Below are 13,435 nucleotides of genomic sequence, written 5' to 3' on the forward strand. Positions count from 1 at the left end.
TCAGTTCGACTTCGTCGCCGGTGCCGCCGCCGGTTGCGCGGCAGCCTGCGGTGCGCGGCCGACGATGACCGTCAGGAGCCCCTGGCTCCACAGCCGCTTGGCCGCGGCCTTGGCATCGTCCAGGGTCACAGCATCGACGATGGCGTTGCGCTTCTCGATATAATCGATCGGCAGCTTGTCCTGCTGATATTGCAGCAGCGCCTGTGCGAGCTTGGAGGAGGTGTCGAGCACCAGCATCTGCGAGCCCTTGAGGTAGGACTTGGCCTCATCAAGCTCCTTCTGGGTCGGACCCTCGTCGGCGATGCGGCGGACTTCTTTCTCGATGGCATCCATGGTGTCGCCGGCACGGTCGGCGCGGGTGCCGGTGTTGCCGATGAAGATTCCCGAATGTTCCATCCAGAGCAGCGATTCGAACACCGAATAAGCCAGCCCGCGCTTCTCGCGGACTTCGCGGTAAAGCCGCGAGGACAGGCCGCCGCCACCGAGGATATGGTTGACGACATAGGCCGCCATGAAGTTCGGATCGCTGCGCATCACGCCGGGACCGCCGAAGGTGATCACGGTCTGCGGCACGTCAAGCGGCACGAAGGCACGCTGCGGCGGTTTTGCAGCCTCGACGTCGGGGACCGGTGCCAGGGTGGCTTTGGCAGGCAAGCTGCCAAACGTGTGGTCGAGCAGTTTGCCCAAGGTCGCCGGATCGACGTCGCCGACCACTGCGATCTTCAGCGTCTCCCGGGCGAGGACACGGCCGACATAATCCTTCATGTCGGCAACCGTGATGGTCGGCACGCTCTCCAGCGTGCCGGTGGTCTGCCGTCCATAGGGATGATCGCCGAAGGTCATCTCCAGGAATTTCCGGCTCGCGAGCGAGGTCGGGTTGGTGGTGTCGCGGCGCAGGCCCGAGATGACCTGCGAGCGAATGCGCTCGACATCGACCGTGTCGAAATGCGGCGAGGTCAGCGCGGACCGCAACAGATCGAAGGCCTCGTCCTTGTTGTCGCGCAGCATGCGCAGGCTGCCGCGGAAGGTATCGCGGGTAGCGCTGAAGGAGAGCTCGATGGCGCGGCGGTCGAGCCGCTCATGGAACGTCTTGGAATCGAGATCGCCCGAGCCCTCGTCGAGCAGGTCGCCGACGAGATTGGCAACGCCGGGCTTGTCCTTGGGGTCCTGCGCCGAGCCGCCGGCAAAGGAATATTCCATGGCGATCAGCGGCACGGTCGCGTCCTGGACGAACCATGCTTCGATGCCGCCCGGCGACACCAGGTGCTGGATCTTTGCTGCCGCCTGCGACGGCGAGACCGAGGCGAGCGCGAGCGCAGCGCCGGTGACGAAGGAGAGCGCAACGTGGCGCGCGCGAAGGAAAGGATAGGTCACGAACGCTTCTCCTCACGCTTGGCAGCGGTGCTGGTGTCTTTGATCAGATAGCCGGTCACTGAGCGGTTCTTCTCGAACCATTTTTGCGCAGCTTCACGGACCTGCTCGGCGGTGACGGCACGGATGCGGTCGGGCCAGCTCCTGATATCCTCGATCGACAGGCCCGTGGTCAGTGCGCCGCCGTACCAGCGTGCCAACACCGCCTGATTGTCCTGGGCGTAGATCGCCTCCGCGATGAGCTGGGTCTTGACCCGCTCGAGATCCTCGGCACGGATCGGGTTCTGCGCAACGTCGGCGATCACGCGGTCGATGGCCTGCTCGACTTCAGCAAAGCTGACACCTGATTTCGGCGAAGCCGAGATCGCGAATTGGGTCGGATCCAGCGAGATGCTGGAATAGCTGGCGCTGGCGGAGACTGCGAGCGGCTTGTCGACGACGAGCGCGCGGTAGAGATAGGAGTTGCTGCCGCTGCCGATCAACTGCGCGAGCACGTCGAGCGCAGCGCTCTCGCCAGCCGCGGCGGTCGTCGCCGAGGGCACCAGATAATAGCGGCGCAGGCTCGGCTGCTCGACGCGCGGGTCGGACAATGTGACGGTGCGCGGCGCCGCTGGCTCCGGCTCCTGTGGGCGGATGCGCCGAGCGGGGATCGCCGGCTGGGCCGGGATCGGGCCGAAATTGCGTTCGACCAGCGGACGCACATCGGCGGCCTCCACGTCGCCGGCGATGACCAGGATCGCATTGTTCGGCGCGTAGAACCGGCGATAGAAAGCCAGCGCGTCCTCGCGATTGAGCTTCTCGATCTCCTGGTGCCAGCCGATCACCGGCCGGCCATAGGGATGATTGAGATAGAGCGCGGCCATGATCTGTTCGTTGAGGCGCGCGTCGGGGCTGTTGGCAACGCGCATGTTGTACTCTTCGAGCACGACATCGCGCTCGGGCAGCACGTTCTCGTCCTTGAGGACGAGGCCCGTCATGCGATCGGCCTCGAACTCCATCATGGTCGGGAGCTGCTCTTTCGTCACGCGCTGGTAGTAGTTGGTGTAGTCGACCGAGGTCGAAGCGTTCTCGTTGCCGCCGACGCGGAGCACGGTCTGGGAGAATTCGCCGACGGGGTGCTTCTCGGTGCCCTTGAACATCAAATGTTCGAGGAAGTGGGCGAGGCCGGATTTGCCTGGCGTCTCGTCGGCCGAGCCGACCTTGTACCAGATCATCTCGGTGACCACGGGCGTGCGGTGATCCGGGATCACCACGACCTGGAGGCCGTTTGGAAGCGTGAAGCTCGCGGGCGGCGCGGAGGTGACCGTCGTCTGGGCGAATGCGCTGCCGACGTTGAGGGCAGATGTCGAGAGCAGCGCGACGAAGAGGCAGGCAATCGATCGGTGTGAGGACATCACGATCCTTGTGAAAGCCCGGACCCTGATGTCCAGGCGTGAAAGCGCGGCATGCTACACCGCGCGGCTTTGAGCTTCGGGTCACGAAGCAGAGAACGCCGGCGAGTTGTACTTAAAAATAGGTCATCTGCCGCATCCGGCCTATACCGGACGATTGCGGCGTGCGCGCGCCTGCGGGCGGCGGCCGAGGAGCTTATTGCTCCTTTTCCTTACCCGATCGGACGTCGAAATAGGTCCTGCGCGTCGTGTCCTCTCCGGAGCCATAGGCGTAGCTCGGCGAGGGCGTCTGATATCCCGGCGGCGGCTCGACCAGCGATTGGCGCGGCGGCTCGCTCGTAAACTGCTTGGATTCGGGCTGGCCGCCCTTGAACAATTTCAACAGACCTCCGGTGTAGCCCATCTCGGCCGGGCTCATCGTCGGGTTGTTGGGGTTGCTGCCCGGCGGGGGCGGATCATTGTTGGCCTGCTGCGGGCCCGACTTGTGGGCGTTCAACTCGGCGGGCGACAGCGGCTGGCCAATTTTCCAGAACTCGTTCGCCTTGGTGCCGGGCACCTTCTTCCGCTGGGCAATGGCCTCCTGGCGACGCTTCTCGTCGGGATCCTTCGGCCAGTTCGGCGCGTTCTTGGCTTCAGAGCTGGGCGGCGGCAGGTCGAGCTTCGGCGGGACCACCAGCGGTGACCGCTCGCGGTACTCGATGCCCTTCTTCTCCATGCTCTTGGCGCCGATGCCGGACATCAGATTGTCGATGAGCTTCTCTTCGAAGGTCATGTCGTCGTCGTCATCGTCGTCGCCGGCGCGGACCGGGCCTGCCGACATCACGAGACCGATGCCGAGTGCGACAGCTGACAATTTCAGCGCCAGCCAAAGACCCCGCCGGGCGTCTCGACCGATCGAACCGCTGGTTTCGAAGCTGCGCATACCTGTACCTGTTCCATATTGTGGCAGTAGCAATCTCGCCGCGTCTCGCGCGATCACGCCTCGCCAAGCAAGGTTCCGCCTCCGGCCCGTATCGGCCGGGATCAGGGCGCTTTTGCGGCGGGTACCCCCAGGAAGGAATCATACAATAGGGCCGCCACCCCAGCAACGATGGCCACGTCCGCGAGGTTGAAAACGTACCAATTATAGGTATTTCCGCCGATTTCGATGTGAAACAGGGCGAAATCGACCACCGCGCCATAGACGAAGCGGTCGATGCCATTGCCGATGGCGCCGCCGATGATCAGCCCCAGTGCGACGGTGGCGAGGTAGGTCTGCGACCGCGCCATCCAGATTCCCAGCGCAATCACCGCAACGACCTTCACCGCCATCAGCGCGATCTGTGCTGACTGGCTGTCGTTCTGCAGCCAGCCGAAGCTGATGCCGATATTCCAGGCCAGCACCAGGTCGAAGAACGGCGTCACCTTGACCACGCCCCGGCGGGCAAGGTCGAAGCCGTTCAGCAGCCAGAGCTTTGAGGCCTGGTCGGCCACGAGTGTCACCACGGCCGCGATGATGCCGGCACGGAGCGGGGTCATGGCAGGCCGATCAGACGCTCACCCCCAACGCCTTCCATTCGCGCAGCGCCTTGGCGTCGCGCGGGGTGACGTCGGGATATTCAGCGTCCTCGCCGACAGCAGGCGAGATCTTCCAGGAGCGGGCGCATTTGGTGCCGACGGCCTTCTCGACCACGACCGCGACGCCGGGCACCGCATCGAGGCGGAATGCAGAGGCGGGCGCTTCGCCCTCGCGCACCTCGTAATTCGAGGTGATGCAGATCTCGGCAAGATCGGTGTCGAACAATGTCGCCAGCATGCGGCGGTCGGCGACATAGATCACCGGCGAGGCCTCGAGTGAGGAGCCGATGTTCTTGGCAGCACGTTCAAGCTCGAGCGCCCCGGTGACGACACGGCGGACGTTGCGGATGGTCTCCCACTTCGCGGCGAGCTTGTCGTCGCGGAGCTTTTCGAGGCCTTCCGGGAACAGCGTCAGATGCACCGACGGTTCGGCATCCGGCCTGTACATGCGCCAGCCCTCTTCCGCGGTGAAGCTCAGGACCGGCGCCAGCCATTTCAGGATCGAATTGCACAGCAGGTCGATCGTGGTCAGCGCCGCCTTGCGCGTCAGCGAGGACGGTGGATCGCAATAGAGCGTGTCCTTGCGGATGTCGAAATAGAACGCCGAGAGCTCGCTGTTCATGAAGGCGGACAGGGTCGCGACCACGCTCTTGTAGTCGAACGTCTCATAGGCCTTGCGGACCAATTCTGCGCGGAGCGCGAGCTCGTGCAGCATCAGCCGTTCGAGCTCGGGCATCTCGGCGTCCGCGACGGCGTCGGCGGGCTTGTAATGATGCAGCGTGCCGAGCATCCAGCGCACGGTGTTGCGCAGCTTGCGGTAGGTCTCGACCGTGTTCTTCAGGATCTCGGGCCCGATGCGCTGGTCGTCGGTGTAGTCGCAGGATGCGACCCAGAGCCGCAGGATGTCGGCGCCGGATTCCTTGATGACGGCCTGCGGCTCGATGGTGTTGCCGAGCGACTTCGACATCTTGCGGCCGTCTTCGGCCTGGGTGAAGCCGTGGGTCAGCACGATGTCGTAGGGCGCGCGACCGCGCGTGCCGCAGCTCTCCAGCAGCGAGGAGTGGAACCAGCCGCGATGCTGGTCCGAGCCTTCGAGATACATCACGGTATCAGTGCCGCCGTCGACCTTGCGCTTGATGCCGGCGAGACCGGGGAATTGCACGGGGTCTTCCAGCACGAAGGCGTGCGTCGAGCCGGAATCGAACCAGACGTCGAGAATGTCGTCGACCTTCTGCCAGCCTTCGTTCGCGCGCGATCCAAGGAAGCGCTCGCGCGCGCCCGTCGCGTACCAGGCGTCAGCGCCTTCCTTTTCGAAGGCATCGCCAATGCGGGTGTTGACGGCCTCGTCCTGGAGGATCTCGGCGGAGCCGTCGCCCTTCTCGCGCACGAACACGGCGATCGGCACGCCCCAGGCGCGCTGACGCGAGATCACCCAGTCGGGGCGTGCCTCGATCATGCCGTTGATGCGGTTCTCGCCCGACGGCGGCACCCATTGCGTCACCGAGATCGCCTGCAGCGCGCGGGCGCGCAGCGTGTCGCCGGATTTGGCCTTGCCGCCCTCCGCAATGTCCTTGTCCATCGCGATGAACCATTGCGGCGTGTTGCGGAAGATCACCGGCTTCTTCGAGCGCCAGGAATGGGGATATTGGTGCTTGAGCCGGCCGCGCGCGAGCAGCTTGCCGCCCTCGATCAGCGCCTTGATCACGGCCTCGTTGGCGTCACCCTTCTCGCCCTTGTCGTTGATGACGCGCTTGCCGGTGAAGCCCGGTGCCTGGTCGGTATAGGCACCGTTCTCGTCGACAGTGTAGGGGATCGCGCTGTTGATGCCGCGCGCGTCGAGCTCGCGGGTGTTCGCCATCCAGACGTCGAAATCCTCGCGGCCGTGGCTCGGCGCGGTGTGCACGAAGCCGGTGCCGGTGTCGTCGGTGACGTGGTCGCCGGACAAGAGCGGCACGGTGAATTCATAGCCGCCGGCGAGGCCCTTGAGCGGATGGGCGCATTCGATCGCGTCCATGGTATCGCCGGGGATGTCGCGAACCTTCTCATAAGCGGTCACGCGCGCCTGCTTGAACACTTCTTCGGCGAGCCCGTCGGCCAGGATCAGGAGATCGCCGGTCTTGGCCCAGTTGTCGGCGGGCGCGTCCGTGACCTTGTAGAGGCCATAGGCGATCTTCGGCGAGAACGAGATGGCGCGGTTGCCGGGCAGCGTCCAGGGCGTGGTGGTCCAGATCACGACGCTCGCCGAGGCGAGCGCGCCATGCGCCGGCGAGGTCACCGGGAATTTCACCCAGACCATGTCGGAGGTGTAGTCCTCATACTCGACCTCGGCCTCGGCGAGCGCGGTCTTCTCGACCACGCTCCACATCACCGGCTTGGAGCCGCGATAGAGCGTGCCGTTGGCGGCGAACTTCATCAGTTCGCGCGCGATCTGGGCCTCAGCCGGATAGTTCATGGTGGCGTAGGGATGAGCCCAGTCGCCGATCACACCAAGCCGCTTGAACTCCTCGCGCTGCACGTTGAGCCAGTGCGTGGCGTAGGCGCGGCACTCTTTCCGGAAATCGATCATCGCGGCACTGTCGCGGAAATCGGGCTTCTGCTTGCCCTTCTTGCGATAGTTCTCCTCCTCGACCTTCCACTCGATCGGCAGGCCGTGGCAATCCCAGCCGGGCACGTAATTCGAATCGAAGCCGAGCATCTGCTGGCTCTTGGTGACGAGATCCTTGAGGATCTTGTTCAGCGCCGTGCCGATGTGGATGTTGCCGTTGGCATAGGGCGGGCCGTCATGCAGCACGAACTTGTCGCGGCCCTTCGCGGTCTCGCGCAGCTTCTCGTAGAGGCCGATCTCGTACCAGCGCTTGAGGATCTCCGGCTCGCGCTGCGGCAGGCCGGCGCGCATCGGGAATTCGGTCTGCGGCAGGAACAGGGTCTTGGAATAGTCTTTGGCTTCAGACTTTGGGGACTTTTGCGGCTTTTCGGACATGAGGCTGACTGGCTCGGAATGGCGCGGGAACGGATGGCGATGCGGAATCGCGGGGTGAAACGACCAAATCCCGGTCTTGCGCCGAGCCTTGAGGCTCAGGCGGAAGCCGGGCTGCTAATCCCTATGATGCGCCGCGCAAACATGGGCTCTCCATAGCAGCCGAACGGGGGAAGCGCAAAGGTCCGGCGGGCGAGGCTTTGGGCCCTTAATCGACTATCCCGAGCCGCGGAAACGCGTCGGGGGCGGCCGCCAGCATGGCGCGGGCCCGGGCGGAATCCTCGTCCATCTGGTGGATCAGGGCGTCGATATCGCCAAATTTCAGCTCCTCGCGGATGAAGCCGACAAAGGCGCAGTCCAGCGCCTGCCCGTAAAGATCGCCCTTGAAGTCGAACAGGAAGATTTCCAGCAGCGGCGCGCCATTATCGAAGGTCGGGCGGCGACCGAAGCTCGCCACCCCGTTCAGCCGCTCGGTGCCGCGACCGACCCGCACGGCGTAGATTCCGTGCTTCAAGCCGCAATTCGCATCGAGCCGGATATTGGCGGTGGGATAGCCGAGGTCGCGGCCGCGTTTTTCGCCGTGGATGACCTCGCCGGTGACGAACCAGGGCGCGCCCAGCATGGTCGTGGCCTCGTCGATGAGTCCCTCCGCGAGCGCGATCCGGATGGCGCTGGAGGAGACAGGCCGCTCGTCGATATCAACATGGGGCTGCACGTCGACCTCGATGCCGAGCCGGGGGGCCTCGTTCACCAGCAGGCCTGGCGAGCCGACCCGGCCCTTGCCGAAATGAAAGTCGTAACCGACCGCAATGCCGCTGACGCCAAGGCGCCCGATCAGCTCATGGTGAATGAAATCTTGCGCTGTGGTGCCGGCTCTCGCCTTGTCGAAGGTCATGACCACGGCGCCGGCGAGCCCGGTCCCGGCCAGCAGCCGCAGCTTGGCGCGCTCGTCCGTCAGGCGGAATTGCGGGGTGTTGGGGCTGAAAAACCGGCGTGGATGCGGCTCGAAGGTCAGTGCCAGCGCAGGCCGGCCATGCGCCCGGCCCATTTCCAGGGCTGCTGCAATGACGGCCCGGTGCCCGAGATGGACCCCGTCGAAATTGCCCATGGCGACCACCGCGCCCTTCAGGATGGCAGAATCCGGCGTGGTATCGCGGATAACGGTAAATTGCGGGGCCATCAGGGGAATTCTCGAGCCGGCGGGACCGGCGGGGACCGTGGCGTGACCCGGCGGATGAAGTCAAGCGGGAGGGGGGGGCGCCGCAAGGAGCCTCATTTCGGTCGGTCGCAGGCCACCCCAGTTAACGCGCTGTTTAACGCCTTGGTGCTAGTGCTTGGGAGATGGAACTGAGGGGCCGCGGTCCGTCAGGTCCGATTTTAGATATTCCTGGGTATGCGTTGGGGGAGTCGAGATGGCGGTTGATTTGTCGATGCCGGTTCTGGTGGTGGATGATTATAGCACCATGATCCGTATCATCCGGAATCTGCTGAAGCAGCTTGGCTTCGATAATATCGATGATGCCAGCGACGGTTCGGCGGCACTGAACAAGATGCGCGGCAAGAAGTACGGCCTCGTGATCTCCGACTGGAACATGGAGCCGATGACGGGTTACGACCTGCTCCGCGAAGTGCGCGCAGATCCCAACCTCGCCACCACGCCCTTCATCATGATCACGGCGGAATCGAAGACCGAGAACGTGATCGCGGCCAAGAAGGCCGGCGTGAACAATTACATCGTCAAGCCGTTCAACGCGGCGACGCTGAAGACCAAGATCGAGGCGGTCTTCCCGGACATGGCGAGCGCGTAAGCGTCAAAGCCATCAGCTGAATTTGGAAAGCCCGGGACGATCGTCCCGGGCTTTTTGCATTTCGGAGGTCACCACTTCAATTCGCGCATCAGAGCCTTCGGCGGGTGGCCGAACAATTCCATCACCGACTTGGGATCGAGCTGGTCGAGGCCCTCGAACTCCTCGGCATGGATGCCGCGGGTGACGAACAGGCAATCGATGCCGAATTCGCGCGCACCGGTGAGGTCGGTGCGGACGGAATCGCCGATCGCCAGCACCTTCTTCCGGTCGATCGTGTGGCCCTGGCGCTCGCCGGCGAGCGCCATCGCGCGCTCATAGATCGGCCGGTGCGGCTTGCCGTAAAAGATCACCTCGCCGCCGAGCTCGCGGTACAGCTCCGCGATCGCCCCGGCGCAATAGATCAGCCGGTCGCCGCGCTCGACCACGATGTCGGGGTTGGCGCAGACCAGCGTCAGCTTGCGCTCGCGCGCTTTCAGCATCATGCCGCGATAGTCTTCCGCGGTCTCGGTCTCGTCGTCATAGAGGCCGGTGCAGACGATGTAGTCGGCCTCTTCGAGCGGCGCAGTTGTCGTATCGAGGCCGCGATAGATCGAATTGTCGCGCTCGGGGCCGAGCCAGAACATCTTGCGGCCGGGATGCTCGGCGACATAGAGCCGCGTCAAATCGCCGGAGGAAACGATGGCGTCGTAGGTTTCGTCGGCGACGCCGAGCTTACGCAATTGCCGCTGCACCGAGTCGGCCGGGCGCGGCGCGTTGGTGATCAGGATCACCGTACCGCCGTGGCTGCGATAGGTGTGCAGCGCCTCGCAGGCCTCGGGGAAGGCTTCCAGGCCGTTATGGACCACGCCCCAGATGTCGCTGAGCACGACATCGACGCCGCCGACGAGCTCGCGCAGGCTTTGGGCAAAATGCAGCGTGGTCATGACGCGCGCGGCCGATCAGACGCGGCGCGCGAGCGCTGCGTTGCCGGTGATGCGCTGTGACGGGGCAGCAGGCGTCGCGGCTGACGTTCCGCTTGGGCTGGGCGTACCGGAACCATTGGATCCCTGAATATCTTGCGCCTGGTTTGGCGACGCCCCGCCGGTAGCAGATGGGCCCTCGGGCCGCAATGGCCGGGGCGGCGCGAACAGAAAGCCCTGGCCGAACCGCACGTCATAGTCGAGCAGGTCGACCACTGCGCGCTCGCCCTCGATCCGCTCCGCGATCAAATCGATGCCGAAGCGGCCGAGCAGGTCGGACAGGTCGGAGGGGTGAATGTCCGAGGTTGAAGCCTGCTTCGGGTCGAGCAGGAGTGACGCCGGAACCTTGATGAAGCGGACGCCGCGGTCCGCGAGCTCGCGCGGCTCGATCCCGAGGTCCGTGACATGGTCAATCGAGAAGCGGAAGCCGCGCTGCGCCAGCGCCGCCAGATTCTCGGTCTCGGCCGGACCGAGCGCGCGGAAGGTCGATTGCTTGAACTCAAGCACCAGCGACGGTGCCAGCGCGCGATTGGCCTCGAGGAAATCGAGGCATTGCGCAAAGGTGGTGGAATTGCCGAGCGTCGAAGCCGCGACGTTGCAGAACACGCCGACTTCCTTGTTGCGCACCATCAGCCGACGCAGCACCTGGACGCAGCGCAGCAACACCATGTTGTCGATCCGCCCGATCAACCCGGAGGCCTCGGCGAGGCTGATGAACTCCTCGGCGGCAATCAGCTGATCGCGCTCGTCGCGCACCCGGATGACGGCTTCGTAGAACCGGACCTTGCGCTGCGGCAGCGTCACCATCGGCTGGAGGAATATGTCGATGCGGTTCTCGTCGATGGCGCTGCGCAGCGTCGCCAGCATCTGGGTCTGGTTGCGGCCGTTGACGGCATGAACGGCGCTGGCGGTCTGGGGCGGGACCGCCGGCGGCGTCGGCCGCGGCGGCGCTGCAGGAAGCGGAGGAGGAGCCGCCGGTCGCTCATCGAAGGGGGCAATCAGGTCGATTGGCGCTTCCACCGCCGGCCTTGCGACCGGAGCAGCAGCCGGCGCTGGCGCATGACCGGCCAGCAGGTCCTCATGGGTCGACACCGTGGCGGCAAGCTGCCTGACCAGCCCGCCGAGCTCGTTGATCTCGCTGACCACCGACTGGACCCGATCCGAATTGGTCGAGTTGGACGAGGCGATCCGGCCCTCGATCGCAGCGAGCCGCCGTCCGAACTCGGCCACCTGGCGGGCGAGGTCGGCGGTGCCGCGCGAGAGGTCGGCGATCTGGCCGCCGACGTCGCTGCGGTCGCGCAGCCGCATCGAGACCGCGTTGTAGAGGATCAGGAAGGTCAGCGCAGTCAGCGCCACGATCGCGGATTCGGTTCCGTTGATGCCGGCGACCGAGTAGAGCACGAGCCCGAGCGATGCCGCGACCAGAACCATGCAGATGGCGATGAAGATCGTCGAAATGCGAATCATGCCGCGCGTTATGCCTCAAGAGCTGACTGCCTCACCCGGGAAAACACGGGCTGCCATTCGCACCCGTCGCGCCTCATGCTCCCCTAGGCATGCATGACCTTAACATCATTGTTGATTCGAGGGGATAGCGGGGCGCAGGCGCGCGTGGTGACAGTCAGGACGGCGCGGCGGCACCGACCGTGTCGGCCGAGACCGCCTCGCGGCTGCCGAGCGGCTTGGGCCGTCCGGTCGTCGTATCGCGCAGCGTTTGCCGTTCGATCTCCGAGTTCAGCTCGGCGCCGAACATGATGACGATCGCGGACATCCACATCCACGTCATCAGGCCGATCGCCGCCCCGAGCGAGCCGTAGGTCGCGTTGTAATTGGCAAAGGCCGACAGATACCAGGACAGCAGCGCGGAGCCTGCGATCCAGAGCAGGGCGGCGGTCACCGCGCCGATGCTCAGCCATTCCCAGCGCGGCGCGTCACGGCTCGGCGCGAAGCGGTAGAGGATGGCGAGCGCCGCCAGGAGGACGACGAGCAGCAGCGGCCAGCGCGCCAGCGCCACGATCAGCTTGCTGTCCGGCGGAATGCCGAGGTGATCGAGCGCGAGCGGGAAGGCGACGACGGCGGCCACCATCAGCAGGAGTGCGAGGATGCCGCCGACCGTGAACGACAGGGAGATCAGGTTCAGCTTGATGAAGCCGCGCTTCTCGCGCTCCTCATAGGCGACGTTAAGAGCGTCGAAGATCGATTTGACCCCGGCATTGGCGCTCCAGATCGCCAGCACGAAGCCGAACAGGAAGGTGGCGCCGAGTGCCGTGTTTCCCTTGGAGACCACCCGCGCGACCTGGTCCGCGACGATCTGGAACGAACCTTCCGGCAGCATCGTCGCGAGCGTCTGGAGATTGCCACTGATGGTCGAGGGATCGGCGAACAGTCCGTAAAACGAGACCAGCGCGGTCACTGCGGGAAAGATCGCGAGCAGTCCGAAGAACACCACGCCGCCGGCGGTGGCGAGCAGACGATCGTCGTCGATGCGCTGATAGGTACGCCAGAAAATATCCTTCCAGCCCGCCCAGGGAATTGCGAATGGGCTTTTCGAGCCACGGCCATGGCCCGGCTGCATAGCCGCCCTTGCCGGGTTCGTTTCCGGTGAGTTCGCTTCCTTGTTGCGATGGTCTTGAGGTGGTCCCGGGCGGATGAACCCGGACTCCTGGAAATAGCGCTCTGCGGTCAGCACGAACACGGCTGTGGCGGCGACCAGCAGCCAGCTGTCGAATTGCTCGGTCTGCCGCGCCGGCATCATGCATCCTGTCTGCGGGCTGGGCGCCGCCGGCGCGCCGCCGTGAAGCCGACCAGGGTGAGAGCCGCAAGCATCAGGCCAAGCTGCACGGGCCTGATGGTGCGAGCCGAAGAGCCGCTGCCTTCACGGCCGCGTTCGCCCGGTGCGAGCGGCACCAGCGGAATCGTCGTCGCCACTTCTCTCACCGCCTGCTTGACCGTTCCGCGCGGGATCCGCGGCGTCGCGATCGCCACGCGCATCCGGCTGGCGAGCGGCACGATCGGCTTGGTCCGGCGGTTCATTTGCGCCATCGCCACCCCGGCGCAGATTGCGGCCAGCACCAGCAGTACCGCTGCGACGGCACCAAAGCCCCAGAATTGCCCGTAGGTGATAGCCACCCAGCGATACAGCGCGACCAGGCCGACGAAGAAGGCCGCGATCACGAACAGCCCGGCCACAGCGAACAATCCCGCAGCGACTGCATAGGATGTCACGCGCCCGGTCGTCTGGCTGGTGCGGTCGCGCAGATAAGACTGCGCGGCGCGCTTGAGATGGTTGAGTTTCAGCGCCATGCCGGCGCGCAGCAATTCGCCCGATGGCGCGAGCATGCGGACATCCTCCGAGAACGAGAACTTCGTCGG

General features: G+C 65.0%; 11 protein-coding genes. 1 reads left to right on the forward strand and 10 read right to left on the reverse strand.

The genetic code is table 11. The features are described from left to right. From L6637_RS22325 to L6637_RS22350, 6 genes are all read right to left on the reverse strand, one after another. Complete coding sequence (locus L6637_RS22325) at nt 1-1,374, reverse strand: M16 family metallopeptidase (protein ID WP_237864505.1); 1,374 nt, start codon at nt 1,372-1,374, stop codon at nt 1-3. Then, nucleotides 1,371-2,765: a M16 family metallopeptidase gene (locus L6637_RS22330; RefSeq protein WP_237864504.1), complete on the reverse strand. Its 1,395-nt coding sequence runs from the start codon at nt 2,763-2,765 to the stop codon at nt 1,371-1,373. Before L6637_RS22330 ends, L6637_RS22325 begins: the two co-directional genes overlap by 4 nt. Nucleotides 2,766-2,958: 193 nt before the next feature. After that, entirely contained in the window at nt 2,959-3,684 is a 726-nt protein-coding gene (locus L6637_RS22335) for a hypothetical protein (RefSeq protein WP_237864503.1), read from the reverse strand. Between the two features lie 101 nt (nt 3,685-3,785). Further along, nucleotides 3,786-4,280 carry a signal peptidase II gene (gene lspA / locus L6637_RS22340; protein ID WP_237864502.1) on the reverse strand — a complete coding sequence of 165 codons (495 nt, stop codon included), beginning with the start codon at nt 4,278-4,280 and terminating at the stop codon, nt 3,786-3,788. Between the two features lie 10 nt (nt 4,281-4,290). Beyond that, on the reverse strand, nt 4,291-7,299 hold the full coding sequence (gene ileS, locus L6637_RS22345; RefSeq protein ID WP_237864501.1) for an isoleucine--tRNA ligase: 3,009 nt from the start codon (nt 7,297-7,299) through the stop codon (nt 4,291-4,293). A gap of 205 nt (nt 7,300-7,504) precedes the next feature. Beyond that, nucleotides 7,505-8,476: a bifunctional riboflavin kinase/FAD synthetase gene (locus L6637_RS22350; protein WP_237864500.1), complete on the reverse strand. Its 972-nt coding sequence runs from the start codon at nt 8,474-8,476 to the stop codon at nt 7,505-7,507. Nucleotides 8,477-8,708: 232 nt separating this feature from the next. Here L6637_RS22350 and L6637_RS22355 point away from each other — a divergent pair, with 232 nt between their 5' ends. Further along, complete coding sequence (locus tag L6637_RS22355) at nt 8,709-9,104, forward strand: response regulator (protein WP_027551917.1); 396 nt, start codon at nt 8,709-8,711, stop codon at nt 9,102-9,104. Between the two features lie 68 nt (nt 9,105-9,172). On the opposite strand, the gene L6637_RS22360 is transcribed toward L6637_RS22355, so the two are convergent. The 4 genes from L6637_RS22360 to L6637_RS22375 all read right to left on the reverse strand — a co-directional run bounded on the left by L6637_RS22360 (nt 9,173) and on the right by L6637_RS22375 (nt 13,402). Further along, nucleotides 9,173-10,027 (reverse strand): TIGR01459 family HAD-type hydrolase, encoded by an 855-nt coding sequence (locus tag L6637_RS22360; RefSeq protein ID WP_237864499.1) that lies wholly within the window; start codon nt 10,025-10,027, stop codon nt 9,173-9,175. 15 nt (nt 10,028-10,042) lie between these two features. Then, a complete protein-coding gene (locus L6637_RS22365) occupies nt 10,043-11,530 on the reverse strand; it encodes an EAL domain-containing protein (RefSeq protein ID WP_237871982.1) in 1,488 nt (495 codons plus the stop codon). 154 nt (nt 11,531-11,684) lie between these two features. After that, nucleotides 11,685-12,815, reverse strand: a complete 1,131-nt coding sequence (locus tag L6637_RS22370; RefSeq protein ID WP_237864497.1) for a YihY/virulence factor BrkB family protein — start codon at nt 12,813-12,815, stop codon at nt 11,685-11,687. Further along, nucleotides 12,815-13,402, reverse strand: coding sequence for a phage holin family protein (locus tag L6637_RS22375; protein ID WP_237864496.1), 588 nt, complete (start codon nt 13,400-13,402; stop codon nt 12,815-12,817). Before L6637_RS22375 ends, L6637_RS22370 begins: the two co-directional genes overlap by 1 nt. Nucleotides 13,403-13,435: the final 33 nt, after the last annotated feature.

Source organism: Bradyrhizobium zhengyangense (assembly GCF_022012435.1).
GTDB classification, from domain to species: domain Bacteria; phylum Pseudomonadota; class Alphaproteobacteria; order Rhizobiales; family Xanthobacteraceae; genus Bradyrhizobium; species Bradyrhizobium zhengyangense.

Coding starts and splice junctions, on each gene's coding strand:
- L6637_RS22330 (WP_237864504.1), bottom strand. CDS start 2,765: ATGTCCTCACACCGATCGATTGCCTGCCTCTTCGTCGCGCTGCTCTCG.
- L6637_RS22335 (WP_237864503.1), bottom strand. CDS start 3,684: ATGCGCAGCTTCGAAACCAGCGGTTCGATCGGTCGAGACGCCCGGCGG.
- lspA (WP_237864502.1), bottom strand. CDS start 4,280: ATGACCCCGCTCCGTGCCGGCATCATCGCGGCCGTGGTGACACTCGTG.
- ileS (WP_237864501.1), bottom strand. CDS start 7,299: ATGTCCGAAAAGCCGCAAAAGTCCCCAAAGTCTGAAGCCAAAGACTAT.
- L6637_RS22350 (WP_237864500.1), bottom strand. CDS start 8,476: ATGGCCCCGCAATTTACCGTTATCCGCGATACCACGCCGGATTCTGCC.
- L6637_RS22355 (WP_027551917.1), top strand. CDS start 8,709: ATGGCGGTTGATTTGTCGATGCCGGTTCTGGTGGTGGATGATTATAGC.
- L6637_RS22360 (WP_237864499.1), bottom strand. CDS start 10,027: ATGACCACGCTGCATTTTGCCCAAAGCCTGCGCGAGCTCGTCGGCGGC.
- L6637_RS22365 (WP_237871982.1), bottom strand. CDS start 11,530: ATGATTCGCATTTCGACGATCTTCATCGCCATCTGCATGGTTCTGGTC.
- L6637_RS22370 (WP_237864497.1), bottom strand. CDS start 12,815: ATGCCGGCGCGGCAGACCGAGCAATTCGACAGCTGGCTGCTGGTCGCC.
- L6637_RS22375 (WP_237864496.1), bottom strand. CDS start 13,402: ATGCTCGCGCCATCGGGCGAATTGCTGCGCGCCGGCATGGCGCTGAAA.